14 protein-coding genes, 1 other RNA gene and 1 pseudogene are annotated in these 13,765 nt (G+C 68.7%); 10 read left to right on the forward strand and 6 right to left on the reverse strand.

Annotation, left to right across the window (positions count from 1 at the left end):
- The coding region (locus OSB52_RS06740; protein WP_277614988.1) for an IclR family transcriptional regulator at window positions 1–496 on the forward strand (496 nt) is incomplete at its 5' end.
- Window positions 497–507: 11 nt separating this feature from the next.
- On the opposite strand, the gene OSB52_RS06745 is transcribed toward OSB52_RS06740, so the two are convergent.
- On the reverse strand, window positions 508–1,386 hold the full coding sequence (locus OSB52_RS06745) for an aldo/keto reductase (protein ID WP_235722722.1): 879 nt from the start codon (window positions 1,384–1,386) through the stop codon (window positions 508–510).
- A 50-nt stretch (window positions 1,387–1,436) separates the two neighbouring features.
- A complete protein-coding gene (locus OSB52_RS06750) occupies window positions 1,437–2,453 on the reverse strand; it encodes a CE1 family esterase (RefSeq protein ID WP_266060908.1) in 1,017 nt (338 codons plus the stop codon).
- A 96-nt stretch (window positions 2,454–2,549) separates the two neighbouring features.
- On the opposite strand from OSB52_RS06750, the gene OSB52_RS06755 reads away from it, so the two are divergent.
- On the forward strand, window positions 2,550–3,884 hold the full coding sequence (locus tag OSB52_RS06755; protein WP_372512354.1) for a family 1 glycosylhydrolase: 1,335 nt from the start codon (window positions 2,550–2,552) through the stop codon (window positions 3,882–3,884).
- Between the two features lie 45 nt (window positions 3,885–3,929).
- Complete coding sequence (locus OSB52_RS06760) at window positions 3,930–4,754, forward strand: maleylpyruvate isomerase family mycothiol-dependent enzyme (RefSeq protein WP_266060909.1); 825 nt, start codon at window positions 3,930–3,932, stop codon at window positions 4,752–4,754.
- 127 nt (window positions 4,755–4,881) lie between these two features.
- Here the strand turns inward: OSB52_RS06760 and OSB52_RS06765 are convergent, their stop codons facing one another.
- Complete coding sequence (locus tag OSB52_RS06765; RefSeq protein WP_266060910.1) at window positions 4,882–5,697, reverse strand: spermidine synthase; 816 nt, start codon at window positions 5,695–5,697, stop codon at window positions 4,882–4,884.
- A 60-nt stretch (window positions 5,698–5,757) separates the two neighbouring features.
- Between OSB52_RS06765 and OSB52_RS06770 the strand changes: the two genes are divergently transcribed.
- Window positions 5,758–6,732, forward strand: a complete 975-nt coding sequence (locus tag OSB52_RS06770) for a cobalamin biosynthesis protein (RefSeq protein WP_266060911.1) — start codon at window positions 5,758–5,760, stop codon at window positions 6,730–6,732.
- Here the strand turns inward: OSB52_RS06770 and OSB52_RS06775 are convergent.
- Complete coding sequence (locus tag OSB52_RS06775; RefSeq protein ID WP_235722727.1) at window positions 6,710–7,675, reverse strand: SURF1 family cytochrome oxidase biogenesis protein; 966 nt, start codon at window positions 7,673–7,675, stop codon at window positions 6,710–6,712. The two genes, OSB52_RS06770 and OSB52_RS06775, sit on opposite strands and share 23 nt — an antisense overlap.
- Before the next feature lie 103 nt (window positions 7,676–7,778).
- Between OSB52_RS06775 and OSB52_RS06780 the strand changes: the two are divergent.
- Window positions 7,779–8,314, forward strand: a pseudogene (locus OSB52_RS06780) (putative zinc-binding metallopeptidase); the annotation flags it as partial.
- Between the two features lie 8 nt (window positions 8,315–8,322).
- Here OSB52_RS06780 and OSB52_RS06785 read toward each other — a convergent pair.
- Together OSB52_RS06785 and OSB52_RS06790 are read right to left on the reverse strand one after the other, a co-directional pair.
- The gene (locus OSB52_RS06785; protein ID WP_235722728.1) at window positions 8,323–8,802 is read right to left on the reverse strand and encodes a low molecular weight protein-tyrosine-phosphatase; all 480 of its coding nucleotides are present in this window, start codon (window positions 8,800–8,802) and stop codon (window positions 8,323–8,325) included.
- On the reverse strand, window positions 8,795–9,511 hold the full coding sequence (locus OSB52_RS06790; RefSeq protein WP_266060912.1) for an HAD hydrolase-like protein: 717 nt from the start codon (window positions 9,509–9,511) through the stop codon (window positions 8,795–8,797). Before OSB52_RS06790 ends, OSB52_RS06785 begins: the two co-directional genes overlap by 8 nt.
- A 30-nt stretch (window positions 9,512–9,541) precedes the next feature.
- On the opposite strand from OSB52_RS06790, the gene cobC reads away from it, so the two are divergent.
- The 5 genes from cobC (at window position 9,542) to rnpB (ending at window position 13,747) form a co-directional block, all read left to right on the forward strand.
- Window positions 9,542–10,618: an Rv2231c family histidinol phosphate aminotransferase CobC gene (gene cobC, locus OSB52_RS06795; protein ID WP_266060913.1), complete on the forward strand. Its 1,077-nt coding sequence runs from the start codon at window positions 9,542–9,544 to the stop codon at window positions 10,616–10,618.
- The gene (locus OSB52_RS06800; protein ID WP_266060914.1) at window positions 10,594–11,712 is read left to right on the forward strand and encodes a Nif3-like dinuclear metal center hexameric protein; all 1,119 of its coding nucleotides are present in this window, start codon (window positions 10,594–10,596) and stop codon (window positions 11,710–11,712) included. Before cobC ends, OSB52_RS06800 begins: the two co-directional genes overlap by 25 nt.
- A gap of 161 nt (window positions 11,713–11,873) precedes the next feature.
- On the forward strand, window positions 11,874–12,611 hold the full coding sequence (locus OSB52_RS06805; protein WP_235722733.1) for a zinc ribbon domain-containing protein: 738 nt from the start codon (window positions 11,874–11,876) through the stop codon (window positions 12,609–12,611).
- 3 nt (window positions 12,612–12,614) lie between these two features.
- A complete protein-coding gene (locus OSB52_RS06810) occupies window positions 12,615–13,283 on the forward strand; it encodes a bifunctional RNase H/acid phosphatase (RefSeq protein ID WP_266060915.1) in 669 nt (222 codons plus the stop codon).
- A 35-nt stretch (window positions 13,284–13,318) separates the two neighbouring features.
- Window positions 13,319–13,747: RNase P RNA component class A (rnpB, locus tag OSB52_RS06815), an RNA gene on the forward strand.
- Window positions 13,748–13,765 lie beyond the last annotated feature (18 nt).

Raw genomic sequence — 13,765 nt, forward strand, 5'->3', positions numbered from 1 at the left:
AGTGGAGCGTCTGGCCCGCGACACCGGTGAGAGTGCGTTTCTCTCGGCTCGGCGCGGTGACGAGACAGTGTGTGTGCTGAGCCGCGAGGGCAGCTTCCCACTGCGCTCACATGTGCTGTATGTGGGCATCCGGTTTCCGCTCGGCGTGGCCACCGCGGGCCTGGCCATCCTGAGTCACCTACCGGATCGGGAGGTGAACGAGTACTTCTCCCGCAGCGCACTCGAATCTTACTGGGGGGACGAGCATTCCGAGAACGAAGTGCGCAGGCGGATCGCCCGCACCCGTCGCGACGGGTATGCCACCAACCCGGCGCTGCTGGTGGAGGGGAGCTGGGGACTGGGGGCCGCGGTGTTCGATCGGGCCGGACGGCCCGCCTGGGCGTTGAGTGTGACCGGCGTGCAGACGAGGTTCGGCCGTGACCGCCGAGCGATGATGGGCGAGTTGCTCCTCGATCAGGCGCAGGCGTTGTCGGTCCGCCTGCAGAACCGCGGTTGACTCCCCGGCGGCTACTCGCGCGCCCCGAGATTCAGTTCGTCCGGATGGGCCCCCACGCGGGTGCCCGTGTCCAGTTCGGCGATAGCGGCCAGGTCGTCGGCGCCCAACTCGAAGTCGAGGACGTCGATGTTCTGCGCGATGCGCTTGTCGTGCACAGACTTGGGGATCGCGATCACGCCGTTCTGCAGATGCCAGCGGATCATCACCTGGGCCGCCGATCGGCCGTACCGTTCGCCGATGCGGGTCAGGGTCGGGTCGGTCAGCAGGGTGTTGGGCGACGAGTCGGTACCCCAGCCGGCGCCGCTGCCGCCCAACGGGCTCCACGCCTCGACGGCGATGCCGCGTGATTTGCAGTAGTCGCGCAGTTCGCGCTGGGCCAACCGCGGATGCAACTCGATCTGGTTGACGGCGGGCACCACACCGGTCGCGTCGATGATGGCGTCGAGGTGATGGGGTTCGAAATTCGACACACCGATCGACAGCGCCTTACCGGTATCGCGGAGCTCGGCCATCGCGCCCCAGGTCTCGATCATCCGTTCGCGGTTCTGCAGTGGCCAGTGGATCAGATACAGATCGACGTGGTCGAGTCCGAGACGCGCCAAGCTGGCGTCGAGCGCCGCGTGTGTCCGGTCGCGGCCGTGGTCGGCGTTCCAGAGCTTCGTCGTGACGAACACATCCGATCGGTCGACGCCGGAGCCGGCGATGCCCCGTCCGACTGCGGCCTCGTTGCCGTAGGCGGCCGCGGTGTCGATGTGCCGGTACCCGGCCTCGCCGATGGCGTAGCCGACCGCGTGCTCGGTGTCGGCGTCATCGGCCTGCCACACGCCGAGGCCGAGCTGAGGGATCAGCGTGCCAGTGGACAACTCGATGGTCGGGACGTCGGTGCTCATCACTTCAGGCTAGTGTTCCCGCGCGGGACGCCAGGCACATGACTGCGAGATCACGACGAACCCAAGCGCGGATGGGTGAGGAAGAACTGCCAGATCAGCTCGGTGGCCGACACCGTGTCGCCGACGCTGCCGGTGCTGTGGCCGGGGATCGGCGCCGGCCAGCGATGGGTTCCGCCACCCAGTCGGTAGTGCACCACCGCGGCCTCCGGACGTGCACACAGCGGCCACGAGATCCGGTCGACGGCGCGGTTCATCGGCACCACCAGCGGTGCGTCCACGCAGCCTGCGCGCTGGGTCCACCGTCGTAGCCAACTCGAGGTCGAGAGGTAGGAAGCACCGAGTTTCGTACCGCCTCGATAGGCGATCGTGCGGTCGGCGGTGCCGTGGAAGTCGATCAGCGAGATGGCCGGGCCATGGGCGCACCCGGCCACGGCCTGCTGATATACCGCCGCCCCGACGGTCGCGAAGCCGGCGAAGTCCGCGGGAAGCCGACAGGCCAGCATCGCCACGAGCCCACCGCCGTTGGACCGGCCGATCGCATACGTGCGACCGCGATCCACGCAGAACCGTGACCGCAGGTCGCGCAGCATGGCGCGGGTGAATCCGACATCATCGGCCCGCGGCGACGAATAGGGTGCGCCCTGCCACGCCGACGCGCCACCCCGGCCGGGAGCGGCGACCGGATACACCACCACCGCGGGCAGACCCGAGAGGCCGGTGTAGCGCTCGAAGGCAGCGGCGCGTTCGGCTCGCCCGTGGTAGGCGAGGATCAGCGGCACCGGCACCGTGCCGGGATAGAACGCGGGAACGTGCACACGAAATCGGCGCGTCACACCACCCACCGACACCGACCGCACCATGCTCGACCCCGGTCGCACAGAGTTCCCGGCGCATCCGGACACCGGGTGGACGGCTGCGTGGTGGCCGTGCGGCGCAGGAGCGTCGAACGGCGGTAGGGGTGTTGCGGTCACTGCGGGGGCGAGGCTCGCACTCAGTCCCGAGGCCAGGATGAGACCGAACCAGACGACGGAGAGGCGCCGCCGGATGCGACGTCGGGAGCCGGACATCGCCACAGAGTACGGCGCGGTTCGGTGGCATCGGGTGGTGTTGGCCGGACTGCGGTTTCCTCCTCCCACGCGCGCCGCATCTGGAATCCTTGGCTGGTGCTCCGAGGCAAAGCGTCCCATGCCGCCCGACCCGCCGCGCGCTCGACCACAGTGTTGTCGGCCATCGTCGTTGTCGCCGTGATACTTCTCCTCGGGACAATCGCACCGCCCGCCGGTGCAGCGCCGGCGCGTCTACCGAGCACGTTCGCGTGGGGCGTGTCATCGAGCGGATTCCAGAGCGAAGGGTCGTCGCCCGACAGCAACTGGCGGCGCCACACCCACTCGGGCCGCACGCACGACCGGGTCGGGACATCGGTTGACTTTCGGCACCGCTACCGCGAGGACATCGCACGTGCCGCCCGGCTGGGTGTCGGCGTCTACCGCATCGGAGTGGAATGGGCGCGCATCGAGCCGCGGCCGGGCGTGATCGACCACGACGAGCTGGCCTACTACGACGATGTGGTCGCCGCGATCGTCGCCGCCGGCATGCGCCCGATGATCACGCTGGACCACTGGGTGTATCCCGGCTGGATCGCCGACCGAGGTGGGTGGGCCGACCCGGCCACACGCGAGGACTGGCTGCGCAACGCGCGGCGCGTGGTGAACCGCTACGACCGGTTCCACCCCTATTGGATCACCATCAACGAACCGTTCACCTACGTGACCAACGAGCTGCGCATCGGGGGGATCACGCCTGCAGCCGTCCCGACGATGGTCGACGGTCTCGTCGACGTGCATCGGGCGATCTACCGCTACATCCACCGCCGCGACCCGAAAGCCATGGTGTCGTCGAATGTCGCCTACATTCCCACGGTGGAGCCGGCTCTCGACATCGCTTACCTCGATCGGCTCCGCGGCGCCCTCGACTTCATCGGGATCGACTATTACTACTCGGTGTCGCCGGGTGACACGAATGCTTGGCGTGCGGCGACCGAGGAACAGTGGCTGGCCCCCGTTGCGGCCGACGGTCTCTACTACGCGCTGCGTGACTATGCCCGGCGCTTCCCGGGCATCCCGCTGTATGTGGTGGAGTCGGGTATGCCCACACGCGACGGCGCCGACCGGCCGGACGGGTATCGGCGTGGGGACCATCTGCGCGATCTCGTCTACTGGCTGCAACGGGCCCGCGGCGACGGCGTCGACGTCATCGGGTACAACTACTGGAGTCTCACCGACAACTACGAGTGGGGAAGCTACACACCGAGGTTCGGGCTCTACACGGTGGACGTGGGGACCGACCCGACACTGACCCGCCGGCCGACGGATGCGGTCGAGGCCTACCGGCGGATCACGGCCGCCAACGGGGTTCCGGCCGAGTACCGGCCGACCCGCAGCGCCGAGGTCTGTTCGCTGGTCGCGGCGCCCTCGAGTTGCCTGGAACCGGTTCGATGACAGACCTTTCGATGACAGACCCTTCGATGACCAAGGAGGCCACCCATGGCCAAGACCGTGTTGCCCGCGGAGCCCATCGTCGACGCGCTCATCGCGCAGTGGCAGACGTTGGACGATGTGGTGTCTGCGCTGAGCGACGAACAATGGTCGGCGGACTCGATACTGCCGGGCTGGTCGATCGCCGACATCGTGGCGCACGTGATCGGAACCGAGAGCATCCTCGAGGGGCGCGACGTAACCGCCGCCCGCGACGTCAGTGCACTCGAGCATGTCCGCAATCCCATCGGTGAACTCAACGAACGATGGCTCGACCACTATCGGGAATCGCCGCGTGCGGATGTGATGGAGGCGTTCCGGGAGATCGTCGGTGTCCGCACCGAACATCTGCGTGCGATGACCCAAGAGCAGTTCGACTCCGACGCGCTCACCCCCGCCGGCCAGGACACGTACGGGCGATTCATGCGCATCAGGGTCTTCGACTGCTGGATGCACGAGATCGACCTACGCGACAGCACCGGTGGGTCGGCCCCCTCGGACGAGGGGCCGGCCGGTGTGGCACTCAACGAGATCGCCGCGTCGCTGCCGTTCGTGGTCGGGAAGCGAGCCGCGACTCCAAAGGGCAGCTGCGTGCTGTTCGTGCTCGAGGGCCTCGCGGCCCGGCGCATCCGGATCTACGTCGATGACCGGGCTGCCAAGGTCGATCAGTTCCCGGACGGCGACGACTCCGCCGATGTCACGCTGACCGTCGATTCGATCGACCTCGCCCGGTTGGCCGGCGGACGGACAAGTGCGGACCCGAGCCGGGTCGCGATCGCCGGGGACGACGACATCGGTCGAGCCATCGTCGGCGCCCTCAACTACGTGATCTGACGATCGAGAGCGCGTCGCATGCGAACGTGTGTGCGAGGCAGGTTTCGAGTTCGGAATCCGAAGGTTCACTGTCGAGAACCCGGTGTCGTCTGAACGGATGAGTTGGGTGCGGTGCTGGCCGGTTTCGTCAACCAGCGGTGGGGGCGTCGGTGATGATCGCGCCGGAACCGAACTCGCGGGCGCGTGGGCCGTCGAGGATCTGGGCGGGTTGTGGATCACTCAGCAGCGTTCGGACGAGTTCCGGGGTCGCGGAGATCGGCTGATCGGCGGCCGCGAGGACGATGTTGCCGGTGCGTCGGCCCTTGAACATCGCCGCATCGGCGATCAATGCGACGTGCCGGAACACGGTCGTGGCGGTGGACACTTCCGCGCGGGCCAGCGCGAGATCCCGGTTGTCGCCACAATTGGCGAGGTACAGGCCGCCGGGGGCCAACACACGGTGGGCCTGCTCGAGGAACTCCCGGCTGGTCAGGTGGCGTGGAGTGCGGGCGCCGGCGAATGCATCCCGCACGATCACGTCGCGAGTGTTCGCGGTCAGCGACGTCACCACCTCGCGGGCATCGCCGACCCTGATGCGTAACCGGGGGGCGCGGGGCAGATCGAACCACTCGCGGGCCAGGCGGGCGAGCTCACCGTCGATCTCCACCGCCACCTGCTTCGAGGCCGGGTATCGGCCGGCGATGAACCGTGGCAACGCACAGGCCGCCGCACCCAGGTGCAGAACGCGCACCGGGCTGTCGAACGGAAACCTCTCCGCCATCACCGCGCTCATCTGCCGCATGTACTCGAAGTCGAGGACCGCGGGGTCGGGGTGGATGTGGGAACTCTGCGACCCGTTGACAGTGAGCAGCCACCCACCGGCAATGGTGTCCGGCATCAACTCGGCCACGCCGGTGTCGATCGAATAGGTGCCGGCGACGGGCTCGGCCTGGGATCTGGGCATTGCGGTGAGTCTATGCCGCCGCCGACGGTCGCAGGATCGAGCGCGGATACGATCGCCGACGTGCCGCATCCATCGCTCCCACCTGCGCCCATCCGCCGTGCCCGATCGGGGCGTGGCATCGCGAGCGGCCTCGTGCTCGGCGCCCTCGCCGATCGGTTGCTGGGCGATCCGCCGCGCTGGCATCCAGTGGCCGGCATCGGCCGCGCGATCGCGGTACTCGAGCAACAGCTGTACGGGGATTCGCACGCCCGGGGTGCCGGGCTGACCGGGCTGAGTGTGGCGGCGGCGTGGGGCATCGGCGCGCTCGCGACGAGACGGGCGGGTGCAAGGGGCACGGTTCTGGTCACCGCCACAACCACCTGGGCGGTGCTCGGCGGGACGACGTTGTGCAGGGTGGGTGTGGCGATGGCCGACGCCCTCGACGCGGGCGACCTGGACGCGGCACGGCGCTTGGTCCCCAGCCTGTGCGGTCGCGACCCGGACGCTCTGGACGAGGCCGGAATGATCCGCGCTGCGGTGGAATCGATCGCCGAGAACACCTCCGACGCCGCAGTGGCGCCACTGTTGTGGGGCGCGGTGGCCGGCGTGCCCGGCCTGCTCGCATACCGCACCGCCAACACCCTCGACGCGATGGTCGGCTATCGCAATCCTCGTTACCAGCGATTCGGATGGGCGTCCGCGCGCCTCGACGACCTGGCGAACCTGGTGCCCGCCCGGCTGTCCGGCCTGCTGGTGGTGGCGCTCGGCGGTGCGCCGACGCGGACCGTCGCCACCTGGCGTCGCGATGCCGGTCGCCATCCGAGCCCGAATGCCGGGGTCGTCGAGTCCGCCTTCGCCGGGGCCATCGGCGTCCGACTCGGCGGGCGCACCGAGTATCGACATGGCGTCGAGAACCGCCCGCTGTTGGGGACCGGGGCGGCGCCGACGACGACCGACCTGCGGGCCGCGGTACACCTGTCGCGCCGGGTTCAGGTGGGGGCCGCGCTGACCTCGGCGATGATCGCGATTCTGGTCAATCGCCGTAGCGGCGACTGAGCTTGGCGCGCACGTCAGCGTCCGCTGTTTCCGATTCCGGAGCGTTGCCGATCTGATGACGCTGCCGGGCACCCGATGCGGTGCCCGCCTCACGCAGATCAGCGCGGACGCGCTCTCGGCGGCTGCGGGCCGCAGCGGACGGGTCCGCGGTCGGGTCGGGTGAGCCGACCGCGATGCCGGACTCGGTCTCGGATGCCATCCGTGCTGCCCGACGTCGCTGCCGGATCTCGGAATAGATGAAGTATCCGGCGCCCAGCGGCGCCATGATCCCGAACGCCAGCCACTGGAGGCCGTACGAGAGGTAGGGGCCCGAATCCAGTTGGGGAAGCGAGATCTCGCCCAGGGAACCGGGCTGGTCGGGCGACAGTTGCAGATAGAACGGGTCCAGCGACGTATCGACCGCGCGGCCGACTTCGGCCGGGTCGATGGTGTAGACGGCCGCTCGTCCCGCTTCGGTATGGGCGCCGCGGCCCGGAGATGTGCCCTCACCCTTCCGGATTCGCGCGTCGATCGTGGTCGACTCGGAGGGCGCGGCGGGAATCGACGGCAACGCGCCCTGCTCGGGGCGGACGTACCCGCGGTCGACGAGGACCACGCGGGAACCGTCGTCGGTGGCGAACGGGGTGAGTACCTCGACGGCCGGCCGTTCGTCCACCGACCGCAGGCGTACCAGGACCTCGCGATCGGTCAGATAGCGCCCACGCAATGTGACCTCACGCCATTCGGTCGAGGGGTCGAACCCGGCCCCGGCCGGTGCGACCTCGTCGATCGGCACTGCCGACTGCGACATGGCGGACGTGATCAGGTCGTTGCGATGTTCGGTGTCAGAATTCTTGCCCAGCTGCCATGGTGCGAGCAGGGTGAAGCACATCGCGGCGAACGCCACGACCACCACACCCAGGGCCAGCCACCCCGGGCGTAGGAACGTCCGCAACACATGCACACCACAACGGTACCGAGCGGACAAAATCGACTCGGCCCGGCGTGACGCTCGGTGGGGGCGGCCCGCGGTAGCGTTGTCGCAATTCACTCGAACGCGACCGGGCGAAGGTGATGACGTGCACCGCGACCAGATGAGGTGGAGTTGTCGGAGCCGTACCGCGCCGTGCTGGGGCATCTTCCTCACGACGTCGGCCACTATTACCAGCTGGTCCTGACCGACGCCGCGGCACGCGCGCGGTTCGTCGAGCTGTTCGGGGACCCGGACGAGAACCATCAGGCTCTGTCGGGTCGGCGCCGGCCGCCGTCAGCGCCGCCGGGATGGGAACAGCACTACGTGTCGGCCGCAGCCGCCACCCATCCGGCCGAGGACTTCGCCGAGACGTTCGCGCACTACCTGCACATCCGGGACACCCTCGACACCGCGGCATCGTTCGCGGTGGCCCCCGACGGCTCGATGCCGGAGAGCGTGATGCCCGGCGACATGGGATTCGAACAGCTGGTGGAGTGCTGGTTACCGCTGAGCTGGGCCCTGAATCAGATCAACCGCTCGATGGGACATCCCGATCTGTATCCGTATCTGCTGCCCGACCGCGTGTTGGACAAGATCCGTTTCGTGCACAATCTCGTGTCGCCGGGGTGACGGTCGGCTCAGTTGCCGTCCAGCGTCGCATGAACCCACGCCAGCAGGCCTGGGATGGCGGCCTCGATCTGTTCGCGGGTCTCCTCGAAATCCTCGCCGGTCCCGTAGTAGGGATCGTTGAGATCCAGGTCGTCGGGGTCCGCATCGGGATCGAAGCTGCGGAGCAGACGCACCCGCTCTCCCAACCGCTTGCGTTCCAATTCGCGGACGTGTCCGGCGTCCATGGCCACCAGCAGGTCCGCGTCGAAGTGTTCGGGGGACAACTGGGATGCCACGTGGGCGTCCGGGTACCCGTGTGCCAGCAACTCGGTCCGCGCGCGGTTGTCGGCCGGTTCGCCGGTGTGCCACCCGGTGGTCCCGCAGCTGGTCACCCGGACCCGCGCGCCCAGGCCCGAGTCGTCGAGTGCCGACTGAAAGATGTTCTGTGCCATAGGTGACCGGCAGATGTTGCCGGTGCACACGAAACACACGTGTAGTTGATCAGACACCAAGTACCTCGCGCAGATCTGCAATGGACCCGACCGACCAGGCCGCCGAGTCCTCCTCCCCATGCAGAGCGTAACCCCATGCGACGATCACTGCTGGGATCCCGTACACGGCGGCACCTTCCACATCGTGAGCGCGATCACCGATCATCACCACAGGGGAATCGGTCACGGCAGAACCGGGATCCGCGGTGATGCCGAGCTGGGCGAGTGCGTGTGCGATCACATCGGATTTGGCGCGTCGGCTGCCGTCATCGCTGGCGCCGGCGATGACGTGGAAGTGCTCGGCGAGCCCGAAGTGTTCGAGGATCGCGCGGGCGGTCTTCTCGTTCTTCGACGTGGCGACCGCGAGGGTGCGACCGCCGGACCGCAGGTCGGCGAGCAGGTCGCCCATACCGTCGAACACCGAGTTTTCCAGCCAGCCCACGTCGGTGTAGCGCTCCCGGTATGCACGCATCGCGTCGTCGGCGGTGGGGCCGTCGAGCCCGAGGCCGGTGAGCGTGTCGATCATCGGCGGTCCCGCGATACCAGCCACGACCTCGGGCGAGGGCTCGTCGGCACCAACCGCGGCCAGCGCGTGCCGGAAGCTGTTGGCGATGCCGTCGAAACTGTCGGTGATCGTCCCGTCGAGGTCGACTAGCAGCACCGTCGAGGGATCACGAGGATCAGCAAGAGGGGCGGCGAGGTCGGGTGTTCCAGGCGTGTCGGTCACAGTTCCATGGTGCACGTAGGCTGGGGATTTATGACATCGGGGCTGTTCGCGCGGGACCGTCACGGCGATGCCGACGCCGAACCGGGACTTGTCGACTTCGCGGTCAACGTGCGGGGCGGGCCGCCGCCGTTCGTCGCAGAAGCCCTGACCAGCCGGATCGGTGATCTGGCCGCCTACCCGTCGGGCGACGACGAGCAGCGGGCGGTGAAAACCGTTGCCGTGGCCCATGGCCGAACCTCCGATGAGGTGCTCTTGCTGTCCGGTGCGGCCGAGGGCTTCGAGCTCCTGCCGCGACTGCGGTCGCGCCACGCCGCGCTCGTCCAGCCGTCCTTCACCGAACCGGAGATCGCGTTGCGCGCCGCCGGGATCCCCATCACCGACGTAGTGTTGACCGACCCGTGGGAACTCGACCCGGACGCCGTGCCCGATGACGCCGACCTGGTGGTGGTGGGCAACCCCACCAACCCGACCTCGGTGCTGCACCCCGCCGCCGCGATCGAACGTCTGCGGCGACCAGGACGTTTCGTGGTGGTCGACGAGGCCTTCGCCGACATCACGATCGATCCCGCCACGGGCATTCCGGAACCGGAGTCCGTCGCTTACCGGTCGCACCCAGACCTCATCGTCATCCGCAGTGTCACGAAGACATTCGGTCTCGCCGGACTGCGGGCCGGATACCTGCTCGCCGCCCCGGAGGTGATCGCGCGGTTGACGGTCGGCCGACGACCGTGGCCGCTGGGCACCTTGGCGCTGACCGCGCTGACCGCCTGTGTCGGACCCACCGGTCAGGAGTACGCGCACGGTGAGGCGCGCCGGCTCGCCGCGGATCGCGCCGAGATGGTCGCGATGCTGTCGTCGGCGGGCCTCGAGGTCTGCGGGCAGCCACGTGCATCATTCCTGCTGATCCGGGTGCCACGGGCCTTGCGGGTCAAACAACGACTGCGTGATCGGGGTTTCGCGGTGCGCAGCGCCGCGAACTTCGTCGGCCTCGACGACGACCACATACGTCTGGCCGTGCGGGACATCGCCACCACCCGAACGCTCGTCGACACCATCACGGCCATTCGAGAGGAGATCGCGTCATGTCCACAACCGTCGCCGAGGTGATCGAGGTCCTCGACCGCGCCTACCCGCGAGGGCTGGCCGAGCCGTGGGATTCGGTCGGGTTGGTCTGCGGCGATCCCGGTGAGCCGGTCGACACGATCCTGACCTGTGTCGACGTCACCGAGGACGTGGTGGCGGCCGCGATCGGCATGGGGGCCCAGCTGATCGTCGCCCATCATCCGCTGTTGCTGCGCGGAGTGGATTCGGTGTCGGCCGACACCGACAAGGGGCGGATCGTGCATCGGCTCATCCGGTCGGGGATTGCGCTGTTCACCGCGCACACCAACGCCGACAGCGCCCGCCCCGGAGTCTCCGATGCACTCGCCGACGTACTCGACGTGGTCGACACGTTCCCCATCGAGCCGCGGTCGTCGACTGTTCTGGACAAGTGGGTGGTGATGGTGCCCGAAGGCAACGCCGAGCAGGTCAGCGAGGCCATGTTCGCCGCCGGGGCCGGCGAGGTCGGCGAGTACCGGGATTGCTGCTGGTCGGTGGTCGGTACGGGGCAGTTCGAGGCGCAGGGATCGGCCGATCCGACGATCGGCGAGGTGGGATCGCGCACACGGGTCGATGAGGAACGGCTCGAGATGGTTGCCCAGCGCCGACTGCGTCGCGCGGTGCTGACCGCGCTGCGCGGAGCGCACCCGTATGAAGAGCCGGCGTTCGACATCCTCGAGCTCGCCGACACCGAGATGTCGACCGGGTTGGGCCGGATCGGACGGCTCCGGGAACCGACCACGCTCGCGGGCTTCGCCGAACTGGTCGCCGCGCGTCTGCACACCCCGTCCGGAGTGCGGGTGGCAGGGTCGTCACAGACCGCCGTCGGCACTGTCGCGGTCTGCGGCGGCGCAGGCGATTCGTTGCTCGAGGCGGTCGCGTCGGCCGGTGCGGATGTGTACGTCACGGCCGATCTACGCCACCATCCGGCCGATGAGAACCGACGTCGCGGCGGACCGGCGCTGATCGATGCGGGGCATTGGGCCACCGAGTTCCCGTGGTGCGGTCAGGTATCGCGAATGTTGGCCGCCGAGTTGCATGTCACGGTCTCGGTTCACCGTGAACCGACCGATCCGTTCGCGGTCGTCACCAGATACTGACGGCCGCGTCCGGCGTCATGGGCGGACGCGTACGGTATGGGGACCGTCGCACGGCGCCCCACCGCGGGCCCCGCGTCGGGAGAACAGAACAGTGAACGGCGCAGGGATGAGGCACTGGTGACGACTGCACAGCACGACAGCCAACGACGGAGGTGGGCACGGTGAAGGCGGATCCGGGAGCGCAGCGGCTCCTGCTCGACCTCGCCGACGTCGACGCGGAAATCGCTCGCATCGACCATCGCCGGGCATCACTCCCGGAGGATGCCGAGCTCGCTGAACTGTCCAAACGCGTCGAGGTGGCGCGCGATGACCTGGTTCGCGCCGAGATCTCCGCGGAGGATCTGACCCGGGAGTACCGCCGAATGGAGGGTGAGGCGAACGGGATGGCAGCGCGCGAGGCCAAGGACTCCGCGCAGCTGACCGCCGGTGGGCTCGCACCCAAGGCGCTCTCCGAACTGCAACACGAGCTCAACGGTTTGGCTCGCCGTCGCGCGGCGGTGGAGGACGACATGCTCGGTGTGATGGAGCAGCAGGAGGCCGTCGCCGCCGAACAGCAACGCGCCGCGGCAACCATCGATCAGGTCGACGCCGAGGTTGCGACGGTGCGTGAGCGGCGCGACCGTGCGCTGGCCGCGGCAACCGACGACCGCGAGGCGGCCGACGCTCGGCGCACGGCCTTGATTGCCGACATCGCTCCCGAGTTGCTCGCCATCTACGACCGGCAGCGTGCGTCCGGTCGGGTCGGCGCCGGCTTGCTCCGCGCACGCCGGTGCGGCGCCTGCCGAATGGAACTCGACCGAGGCACCATCGCATCGATCTCCGGCGCGTCTGCCGACGACGTGATCCGCTGCGAGGAGTGTGGCGCGGTCCTGGTGCGGACCGCAGAGTCGGGTCTGTAGTAGATGACCAACGCCACCGCGACCGGCGACAGATCACCCACCTGGCAGGGGCAGCGGGTGCGGCCGACGCGGCTGTTGTTGCTGCGGCACGGTCAGACCGAGCTGTCGGTGCAGCGCCGCTACTCCGGGCGAGGCAACCCCGAACTCACGGAGCTCGGACGTCGTCAGGCGGCGGCGGCGGCCACACGACTGGGGGCCGACCCCGAGATCGCCGCGGTGGTGTCGTCGCCGCTGAGTCGGGCGCAGACCACCGCACGTGCGGTCGCCGACCGGCTGGGGCTGGAGGTGACGGTCTCGGATGGGCTGATCGAGACGGACTTCGGTGCCTGGGAGGGGCTGACCTTCACCGAGGCCGCCGAACGCGACCCCGACCTGCATTCCCGATGGCTGGCCGACACCGGCGTTCCCGCGCCTGACGGCGAGAGCTTCGCCCAGGTCGCCGAGCGCGTCCGATTAGCCAAAGATTCACTGCTGCAACGGTACTCAGGCCAGACGGTGCTGGTGGTGTCGCATGTCACCCCGATCAAGTCGCTGCTGCGCGAGGCTCTCGGTTCGGGCCCGGAACTGTTGTTCCGCCTGCACCTCGACCTCGCCTCACTGTCGATCGCCGAGTTCTTTCCCGATGGCGGATCGGTGGTCCGGTTGGTCAACGACACGGGCCACCTCGACTGAGGTGCTGCCGCGCACCGGTATCCTGTATGGGCGAACGAGTCGGCCGGGCGGCCGCGGTGCGCGGAACGGCCCGACAACGGGTACGCCGACATCGAGGAAAGTCCGGACTCCACAGAGCAGGGTGGTTGTCAACGGCAACCCGGGGTGACCCGCGGGACAGTGCCACAGAGAACAGACCGCCGCCGCGGATCTTTCGAGATCGGCGGCGGTAAGGGTGAAACGGTGCGGTAAGAGCGCACCAGCGGCACGGGTGACCGTGCCGGCTCGGTAAACCCCACCCGGAGCAAGGCCGAAGCTCGCACCGCGGGAGACCGTGTGTGCGGGTGCGCGGATGGCAGAGGGCTGCTCGCCCGAGTCCGCGGGTGGGCCGCTCGAGGTACCCGGCGACGGTGTGCCCAGATGGATGGTCGCCACCCGGTCCTCGTGATCGGGAACAGGATCCGGCTTACACGCCGACTCGTTCGCCCCGCGGCCGGAATCCA

Source organism: Gordonia aquimaris (assembly GCF_026262595.1).
Lineage (GTDB): Bacteria > Actinomycetota > Actinomycetes > Mycobacteriales > Mycobacteriaceae > Gordonia > Gordonia tangerina.

Bases quoted from the DNA above. Each gene is read 5' to 3' on its own strand.
- OSB52_RS06745 (WP_235722722.1), bottom strand. From the start codon at position 1,386: ATGAGCACCGACGTCCCGACCATCGAGTTGTCCACTGGCACGCTGATC.
- OSB52_RS06750 (WP_266060908.1), bottom strand. From the start codon at position 2,453: ATGTCCGGCTCCCGACGTCGCATCCGGCGGCGCCTCTCCGTCGTCTGG.
- OSB52_RS06760 (WP_266060909.1), top strand. From the start codon at position 3,930: ATGGCCAAGACCGTGTTGCCCGCGGAGCCCATCGTCGACGCGCTCATC.
- OSB52_RS06765 (WP_266060910.1), bottom strand. From the start codon at position 5,697: ATGCCCAGATCCCAGGCCGAGCCCGTCGCCGGCACCTATTCGATCGAC.
- cobC (WP_266060913.1), top strand. From the start codon at position 9,542: ATGACATCGGGGCTGTTCGCGCGGGACCGTCACGGCGATGCCGACGCC.
- OSB52_RS06800 (WP_266060914.1), top strand. From the start codon at position 10,594: ATGTCCACAACCGTCGCCGAGGTGATCGAGGTCCTCGACCGCGCCTAC.
- OSB52_RS06810 (WP_266060915.1), top strand. From the start codon at position 12,615: ATGACCAACGCCACCGCGACCGGCGACAGATCACCCACCTGGCAGGGG.